Source organism: Ligilactobacillus equi DSM 15833 = JCM 10991 (assembly GCF_001435735.1).
GTDB lineage: Bacteria > Bacillota > Bacilli > Lactobacillales > Lactobacillaceae > Ligilactobacillus > Ligilactobacillus equi.
The window spans coordinates 1-7,481 of the sequence record NZ_AZFH01000205.1 but is presented as its reverse complement, the minus strand read 5'-3'; the positions used below and the strand labels follow the sequence as shown (position 1 = coordinate 7,481).

Below are 7,481 nucleotides of genomic sequence, written 5' to 3'. Positions count from 1 at the left end.
GGTAAAACCACAGCCTTCCAAGCTGTTGTCGCGAGTTCGATTCTCGTCACCCGCTTTTAATAAATATATGTCAACCATATATGATGGCTCGGTAGCTCAGTCGGTAGAGCAATGGATTGAAGCTCCATGTGTCGGCGGTTCGATTCCGTCCCGCGCCATTTATGGGGGGGTAGCGAAGTCTGGCTAAACGCGGTGGACTGTAAATCCATTCCTTCGGGTTCGGAGGTTCGAATCCTCTCCCCCCCATTTAAGCTTTGATGGCGGTAGTGGTGAAGTGGTTAACACACTGGTTTGTGGATCCAGCATGCGTGAGTTCGATTCTCACCTACCGCCTTTTTCATACCAGGTATGGCCGAGTGTTTAGGCAATGGACTTTGACTCCATTTAGGTTGGTTTAATTCCAACTATCTGGTATGTAGTTGATGCGATTGGGGTATAGCCAAGCGGTAAGGCAACGGTTTTTGGTACCGTCATGCGCTGGTTCGAATCCAGCTACCCCAGTTAATGCCGGCGTGGCGGAATTGGCAGACGCGCTGGACTCAAAATCCAGTGTCCGTTGAGGACGTATCGGTTCGACCCCGATCGCCGGTAGTATAAAGAAAAAGTCTGAGAAATCAGGCTTTTTTTGTGGATTAAAAAGTTGTAAACTAGACTTGTTTAAAAAATTAAGAAGTGAGGAAGTTTAATGTTTACGAAATTAGATGCTGATTTTCCCAAAGGTTGGCGGCAAACCTTTGGGGCTTTGTGGCTAGGTTGTTTTATTACGGGACTAGGCTTTTCAATGACCATGCCTTTTATGCCCTTATTTATGGAATCTTTAGGTACATATTCCCAAACGCAACTTAATTTTTATTCTGGGTTAGCATTTTCAGCCACCTATCTTTCCCAAGCAATTATGTCGCCATTATGGGGGAGTTTAGCTGACCAAAAAGGACGAAAGCTTATGTGTTTACGAGCTTCTGGAGTGATGGCTTTAACCATTACGGCAACCGGTTTAGCTCAAGGAGTATGGTCCATTATTGCTTTGCGTTTTTTACAAGGAGCCTTTTCTGGATATATCAATAACGCGGCTGCCTTTATTGCTGGTGAAACACCTAAAAGACGTTCTGGTACGGTCTTATCGACCATGATGACAGCTAATGTTACGGGAAACTTACTCGGTCCTTTATTTGGGGGAGCGATTGCTGGTTTAGGTGGTTATCGTCTGCCTTTCTTTGTGACGGGGGCCTTAATGGCCTTGGCCTTTATTTTAACTGCTATACTGACTAGAGAACATTTTATCCCTATTACTAAGGAAAAGATGAAACCAGCCAAGGAAGTCTTAGTTAGTTTACCTAACAAGAGTTTAATTTTCTTAATGTTTACAACGACCTTAATTGTCCAAGCTTCTTTGATGTCAATTTCTCCAATTATCTCACTCTTAGTTAAGGAATTGATGCACAACCACGGCAATGTTTCCTTTGTCAGTGGGGTGGTGGCAGCGGCACCAGGATTTGGAACCTTATTAGCTGCCCGTTATCTGGGAAAAAAAATGGATGCCAGTGGACCGACAAAAGTTTTAATGTGTGGTATGACATACCAAGTTGTTATGTTTTTACCGATGTTCTTTATTCGTGATGTTTGGCTTTTAACTCTTTTCCGATTCTTAATTGGGTTGTCAAGTGCGGCACTTTTGCCGGCCGTGCAAACAGTCCTCACCACCCAAGTTGATAAGCAAGTTTTTGGTCGAATTTTTTCTTACAATCAGTCCTTTCAAGCCGCTGGTGGAGTGGTTGGGCCTCTGATAGGTTCGGCTGTTTCTAGTGTTTTTGATTATGAAGGAGTTTTCCTCTTTACTTCATTATTATTAGCTATCAACCTGGCTTTAATTATGTTGGCGCATAAGAAAATTGCATAAACCAATAACTATAAAAGGTGAAAGTTGCGTAACTTTCACCTTTTTGGACTTAATACGGATTCCAGGAATATTTTGCCCGTGGACCACCGATTAATTTTGGCCGACTGCGGACATAGGTTACATGGGCTTTGCCAATTTCCTTGACCGAAGTTCGCACGGGAATCTGGACATGCTTGACATGCATTCCGATAAAGGTATCACCGATATCCATCCCAGCTTGTGCGACTAAATGTTCTACTTCCACAGGATGGTCAAAAAGTTCAAAAGCCGCGACTTGCGCAGCTCCACCAGCATGAAGGGAAGGGTAAACCGAGACAATTTCTAAATTATGGTCTAGGGCGGCTTGCTTAGGGATTACTAGAGCCCGATTTAAGTGTTCGCAACCTTGGACTGCTAAAGTTACGCCGTCTTTTTGCAGGCGATTATAAATTGTTTTCACAATGATACGGCCAATTTCTAAACTTGAATGCTTACCAATTTGATGTCCTAAAACTTCGCTACTACTGCAACCCAGGACAAAAATATCTCCAGCTTGTAGGTCGGCTTGGGCCAATAATTCTTCCAAACCAGTAGCAACTAACTTTTCAATTTCTACTTCCATATTTGCACCTCATATTCTATTTTTGGTATAACTTTATAAAATTTACTTCGAATACCTATTTAACAATAACACAATATTTTGTGCAATCAATTATACATGAAACTATATATTGTGTTTTTTTATAAAACACGCTAGAATTAAACATGAATTGAAAGTCACAAGACATGATATTGATTAGCATTATTATACTACATATAGAGAGGATGAGTGTGATGAAGGTAGAAACTTTATCTTCTAAGAAACAAAAATTAAAAGTACAAGTAACACGTGCCGATGGTAGTCATACACAATTTCACGTTTATAAATTAAAGGCGGTACTAGCTAAATTAGGGTTAGCTACGCAAACAGCGAGCTTAATTCCCACCATGGTGGCGCAATTAACACCAACTGTAACTACAGCAGAAATTGCCCGAATTTTTGTGCAAACCTTAGTCGATTATGGCTACACGAAAGAAGCTCAAGCTTACCGCGACTATAAGCAAGCTGCGCAAAAGTCATGGGAAGATGAAACTAATCCGGCCAAACGTTTAGCTCGTCTGCAAGCTGCAGATCCGACTTTAGTTCACGAAAATGCTAATAAAGATAGTCGTGTTTTCAACACCCAAAGAGACTTAACCGCTGGTACGGTTGGAAAGACCCTGGGGTTACGTTTAATGCCAGAGCACGTAGCTAAGGCTCACTTACGTGGGGATATTCACTATCACGATTTAGATTACACACCTTGGAGTCCTATGACCAACTGCTGTTTGATTGATTTTAAGGAAATGTTGACCAATGGCTTTAAAATTGGAAATGCTGAAGTAGAGAGCCCTCATTCCATTCAAACTGCTACCGCTCAAATGGCACAGATTATTGCCAATGTAGCTTCCAGTCAATATGGTGGCTGTTCAGCCGACCGAGTAGATGAAGTTTTAGAACCTTTCGCCTATAAGAACTATCAAAAGCACCTCGTGGAAGCCAAGGAATATATTGAAGATTCAGATAAACAAATCGAATTTGCACAAAAGCGGACTAAAAAAGATATCTACGATGCTATGCAAGCCTTGGAATATGAAATCAACACCTTATTTTCGTCTCAGGGCCAAACACCTTTTACTACCTTAGGTTTTGGGCTCGGAACGTCCTGGATTGCTCGCGAAATTCAAAAAGCTATCTTGCAAATCCGGATTGAGGGGCTGGGTAAAGAAAAGCGCACGGCTATCTTCCCTAAGTTGACTTTTGCCATCAAGAAGGGTGTAAATTATAGTCCTGCTGATCCTAATTATGATATTAAGGAATTAGCGGTCGAATGTGCCACTAAAAGAATGTACCCGGATGTTTTGATGTATGATAAAATCGTGGAGTTGACGGGTTCTTTCAAGGCCCCTATGGGTTGTCGTTCTTTCTTGCAAGGTTGGCATGATGAACAAGGCCAAGAGGTTAACTCTGGTCGAATGAACCTAGGGGTTGTTACCCTGAATTTACCAAGAATTGCTTTGGAATCTCAAGGTGATATGAACCTTTTTTGGGAAATTTTTCATGAAAAAGTTGCGATTGCTCATGAAGCCCTTGAATTTAAGGTAGAACGTTGTAAGCAGGCCCTACCAGAAAATGCTCCTATCCTTTACCAATACGGGGCCTTTGGTAAGCGACTCAAGCCCCAAGATAGTGTCGATGAGCTCTTTAAAGGTGAACGGGCAACGGTTTCTTTAGGTTACATTGGTCTTTATGAAGTTGGTACCGTCTTCTTTGGTCCTAACTGGGAAGGAAATCAAGCGGCCCACGATTTTACCCTAGAAATCGTTAAGCAATTGCACGATTACTGTCAAGATTGGGAAAAGGAATCTGGTTACCACTATAGTGTTTACTCAACGCCAAGTGAATCTTTAACTGACCGCTTCTGCCAATTAGATCTTAAGCGTTTTGGCAAGGTCAAAGACATTACTGATAAAGAATACTACACCAATAGTTTCCACTATGATGTGCGTAAACACCCAACGCCATTTGAAAAGTTAAGCTTTGAAATGGATTACCCTAAATATGCAGCCGGTGGTTTCATTCATTACTGTGAATACCCGAACTTACGTCAAAATCCTAAGGCTTTAGAAGCTGTTTGGGACTGGGCCTATGATAAAGTAGGTTATTTGGGAACTAATACACCGATTGACCACTGCTTTAAGTGTGGTTTTGAAGGAGAATTTAAAGCTACTGCACGTGGTTTTGAATGTCCAGATTGTGGTAATCATGATCCTAAATTATGTGATTGTGTCAAGCGGACATGTGGCTACTTAGGTAACCCACTACAAAGACCCATGGTTCACGGGCGCCACGTGGAAATTTCTTCCCGGGCTAAAAATATCGGCGAGGGGATGTAGTTGATGGCTGAGATACGCATTAGTGTTGGTGGAGATACCCGATTTGTGGATACCAATGATCTGGCGGGGAAAGTTCAGGCTAAACGTCCTAAACGTCGCAAAATCCGTGAACCTAAAAATCCCAAACCAATGGAATGGTTGGCCCAGGATTACAGTCAGGAAAAAATCGCCGATTACAAACCTTTTAACTTTGTCGACGGTGAAGGGGTTCGTTGTAGTCTTTATGTGAGTGGGTGCCTCTTTGCTTGTCCCGGTTGTTATAACAAGGCTGCCCAAAACTTCAATTATGGTAGGCCCTATACCCAAGAACTCGAAGATCAAATCATCGCTGATTTAGCCCAGCCCTATGTTCAAGGACTAACTCTTTTAGGTGGCGAACCATTCTTAAATACCCAGGTCTGCTTACGTCTAGTCAAGCGTATCCGTCAAGAATTTGGTCACAGCAAAGATATTTGGTCTTGGACTGGTTATGACTGGGATGAGCTTCTACAAGATTCGTCGGATAAATTAGAGCTCTTGTCTTACCTAGATATTCTGGTTGATGGGCGCTTTATGGAACCGCTCATGGATTTAACCTTGCAATTTCGGGGATCATCTAATCAAAGAATTATTGATGTACCTCGCTCCTTAAATCAAGGTGAAGTAGTCATTTGGGATAAACTTGAGCGGTAGCTTAAGGTAAAATTTAAAATTTTTTATCGAGAAAGGCTTGTTAAAAGCATTTAGCTCGGTGTATAATTAATTGTAGAAAATATAATTTGTCGCTAGTGTTTTACAACTGTAAAGGAGCGATTACTATGGTTACACTATTTACTTCACCAAGTTGTACTTCTTGTCGTAAGGCTCGTGCTTGGCTAGAAGAAAACAATATTGAATACAAGGAAAGAAATATTTTTTCAGAACCTTTATCAATTAATGAAATTAAACAAATCTTACAAATGACCGAAGATGGAACCGAAGAAATTATTTCTAAGCGTTCCAAGGCATACCAAAAGCTTAATGTGGATATTGACGAAATGCCAATGAAGGAATTATTCGCAGTAATTCAAGCCAATCCAGGTATTTTACGACGTCCTATCATTATGGATGAAAAGCGTCTTCAGGTTGGCTACAACGAAGATGAAATTCGGCGTTTCTTACCACGTGAAGTTCGTGTTTTAGAACTCCAAAAAGTTTTAGCTGCTTCTGGTAACTAAAAAAGTATTAAAAATCAATCTAAGTATTCCAGGAGGAATGCGGGGATTGATTTTTATTTTGAAAATTGAATGTCAAGTGATAAAAAAATTCAAGGTTACCGGGCTATCTGGTGGCCTTTTTCTTTATTTTCTGATATAGTAATGAATGAAACTTTTAAAAAGTGTAAGAAGAGGTGCATTAAGATGGAAATGAAGAAAATTAATGATAATACCATCAAAGTTCTCTTGGAAAACGAAGACCTCGTTGAAAGAGGAATTACAGTCCTCGATCTTTTAGGTAACCAAAAAGAAATCGAAAGCTTCTTTTATTCAATTTTAGATGAAGTTGATGTGGACCACGAGTTCCGTGATAATGAAGCCGTAACTTTCCAAATGATGCCAAATCGCAACGGTTTGGAATTGTTTATTTCCAAGGTAGATCCAAGTGGGGAAAGCGAACCTTTCAATCCTTTAGCCGAATTAGAAAAGCAAGGTAAGAAAGTCCACCACGTGGATATGACGAATTTTGATGAAGATGACAATCTGACTGACTTCTTGAAGCAACAATTGGGAGATGCCTTCGAAAAAGCTAGTCAGGATCAAGAAAAGGTTAATAATGAAACCATGAACTCTAAGGGGCGCATGACAAGTCTAGTAGATGAAGAAAAGTCTTACCTGGTAGAATTAGATGACTTCGAAGACTTCCTAAACTTAGTTAATGTCCTAGAAGGTGACGAGATTACTAGTGACTTGTACTTTTTGCATGACAAGTACTACTTGAAGTTGACTTTCTACCCAGACTCCATCAGTGAAGAACAAATTAACGATTTAATGGCGGTGGCCTATGAATATGGTCGGCGCGTTGATCAAAGTCCACTTTATGTTCAAGAACATGGTAAGCAAATTATGGAACATGCGGCTTTAGAAATCGCGCAACATTATTTTAATGAAAAAGGAGCGTAAATCCCCCTACTTTAGTGGGGGGATATAAGCTCCACTCGATAGCTCGTAAGAGCTATTTTGTTTTTTTCTAAATATTCTTTAGCTAATTTAGATAATATCTCTGAAACAGATGAATGTTCCTTGACTGTTTGTATTTTCAAGCTATCATTAAGTTCAACTTTCATATAGATATTTATCCTTTTTTTGTTTTCTGCCACAGCACTTCCCTTGTGTAATTGAGTATATTTTGTTATAATATAACTGTACTAAAGGAGGTGAAAATCAATGAAAACAATGGCTCAACTTAGTTATCACTATGGATTAAAAGTTAGAATTTATCCATCTTCTCAACAAAAAACCATCATTAAACGTAATTCTGATGTCGCCAGAACAGTTTATAATAAGTTAATTGCGATTGATAAGGAGTTATACCAATTAAAGAAAGTAAAGCTACCAATTGATACCGTTATTGACCGTATTAAGGAGTTAGAAAAACGGAAAAATCCTAAAGA

8 protein-coding genes and 5 tRNA genes are annotated in these 7,481 nt (G+C 40.1%); 11 read left to right on the top strand and 2 right to left on the bottom strand.

All coding sequences use genetic code 11. The features are described from left to right. Positions 1-85: 85 nt before the first annotated feature. The 6 genes from FC36_RS11430 (at position 86) to FC36_RS11405 (ending at position 1,897) form a co-directional block, all read left to right on the top strand. Positions 86-158: transfer RNA gene (locus FC36_RS11430), tRNA-Phe, on the top strand. A 5-nt stretch (positions 159-163) separates the two neighbouring features. Then, a tRNA-Tyr gene (locus FC36_RS11425) sits at positions 164-246 on the top strand. A gap of 14 nt (positions 247-260) precedes the next feature. Beyond that, positions 261-333: transfer RNA gene (locus tag FC36_RS11420), tRNA-His, on the top strand. 96 nt (positions 334-429) lie between these two features. Continuing rightward, positions 430-501, top strand: a tRNA-Gln gene (locus FC36_RS11415). 5 nt (positions 502-506) lie between these two features. After that, a tRNA-Leu gene (locus tag FC36_RS11410) sits at positions 507-591 on the top strand. 94 nt (positions 592-685) lie between these two features. Then, positions 686-1,897, top strand: coding sequence for an MFS transporter (locus tag FC36_RS11405; protein ID WP_023859673.1), 1,212 nt, complete (start codon positions 686-688; stop codon positions 1,895-1,897). 49 nt (positions 1,898-1,946) lie between these two features. Here the strand turns inward: FC36_RS11405 and FC36_RS11400 are convergent, their stop codons facing one another. Further along, positions 1,947-2,498: a TIGR01440 family protein gene (locus FC36_RS11400; protein ID WP_023859674.1), complete on the bottom strand. Its 552-nt coding sequence runs from the start codon at positions 2,496-2,498 to the stop codon at positions 1,947-1,949. Positions 2,499-2,701: 203 nt separating this feature from the next. Here FC36_RS11400 and nrdD point away from each other — a divergent pair, with 203 nt between their 5' ends. The 4 genes from nrdD (at position 2,702) to FC36_RS11380 (ending at position 6,990) form a co-directional block, all read left to right on the top strand. Further along, positions 2,702-4,852, top strand: coding sequence for an anaerobic ribonucleoside-triphosphate reductase (nrdD, locus tag FC36_RS11395; protein WP_156409596.1), 2,151 nt, complete (start codon positions 2,702-2,704; stop codon positions 4,850-4,852). Between the two features lie 3 nt (positions 4,853-4,855). Continuing rightward, the gene (nrdG, locus tag FC36_RS12055) at positions 4,856-5,524 is read left to right on the top strand and encodes an anaerobic ribonucleoside-triphosphate reductase activating protein (RefSeq protein WP_023859676.1); all 669 of its coding nucleotides are present in this window, start codon (positions 4,856-4,858) and stop codon (positions 5,522-5,524) included. A gap of 125 nt (positions 5,525-5,649) precedes the next feature. Next, positions 5,650-6,048 carry a transcriptional regulator SpxA gene (spxA, locus tag FC36_RS11385; protein ID WP_023859677.1) on the top strand — a complete coding sequence of 133 codons (399 nt, stop codon included), beginning with the start codon at positions 5,650-5,652 and terminating at the stop codon, positions 6,046-6,048. 183 nt (positions 6,049-6,231) lie between these two features. Continuing rightward, positions 6,232-6,990, top strand: a complete 759-nt coding sequence (locus FC36_RS11380; protein ID WP_082614621.1) for an adaptor protein MecA — start codon at positions 6,232-6,234, stop codon at positions 6,988-6,990. An 11-nt stretch (positions 6,991-7,001) separates the two neighbouring features. Here the strand turns inward: FC36_RS11380 and FC36_RS11375 are convergent, their stop codons facing one another. After that, entirely contained in the window at positions 7,002-7,187 is a 186-nt protein-coding gene (locus FC36_RS11375; protein WP_056986999.1) for a hypothetical protein, read from the bottom strand. A 67-nt stretch (positions 7,188-7,254) separates the two neighbouring features. On the opposite strand from FC36_RS11375, the gene FC36_RS11370 reads away from it, so the two are divergent. Then, a partial coding sequence (locus FC36_RS11370) for a helix-turn-helix domain-containing protein (RefSeq protein ID WP_156409595.1) occupies positions 7,255-7,481 on the top strand: 227 nt, incomplete at its 3' end.